Origin of the sequence: Flavobacterium branchiophilum NBRC 15030 = ATCC 35035, from assembly GCF_002217205.1 — a bacterium.
Classification (GTDB): Bacteria; Bacteroidota; Bacteroidia; order Flavobacteriales; family Flavobacteriaceae; genus Flavobacterium; species Flavobacterium branchiophilum.
The window spans coordinates 1-504 of sequence record NZ_MUGT01000232.1 but is presented as its reverse complement, the minus strand read 5'-3'; the positions used below and the strand labels follow the sequence as shown (position 1 = coordinate 504).

Genomic DNA, 504 nt, shown 5'->3' with positions numbered 1-504 from the left:
GCACAAGGCTTATCTATTTCGGCATAAGCTTTATCTACTTTGGCAGGTGTCTTGTTTACTTTGACGTATGGCTTATGCAGTTTGGCACAAGATTATTCTGAAACAAAACTTTGGGCTGATTTTACTACCGATATTTTACCACCAACCGAGCAAGGACAAGTGGAAGTGTCTAACAATTCTTTTTTGTCTACAATATCAAAAACGGAAACATCTTGCCATTTTGTAGGTGCAGGGACGCAGGGTAATAGACCGCCTGCATACATTTTTAGTTTGCATTGCCCAAAGGGCATAATGTTTTCGTTTGGTTTTATGTCTGCTTCGGTGGCTTGCAACTTGTCTTCTATTTTCATAAAAGTTTGGCTTGTAACCGTTAGCGCCGTTGGCTTTGTGCCTTGGTTGCATTGTAGTTGGGTGCTGTGGGTTATTGGGTTGGGCATGGTGGTTTATTATAGTTTATTCTTAAATATCCTTTTATTAATAAGTATGGTGGTCTAGCCCCCTATA

At 40.1% G+C, this 504-nt stretch carries 1 protein-coding gene; it reads right to left on the bottom strand.

Annotated elements, in window-relative coordinates:
- Window positions 1-92: 92 nt before the first annotated feature.
- Window positions 93-437: a DUF4280 domain-containing protein gene (locus B0A58_RS16095; RefSeq protein ID WP_089081879.1), complete on the bottom strand. Its 345-nt coding sequence runs from the start codon at window positions 435-437 to the stop codon at window positions 93-95.
- Window positions 438-504 lie beyond the last annotated feature (67 nt).

What these genes read in the sequence shown, in the direction of transcription:
- B0A58_RS16095 (WP_089081879.1), bottom strand. Translation starts at nt 437, where the DNA reads ATGCCCAACCCAATAACCCACAGCACCCAACTACAATGCAACCAAGGC.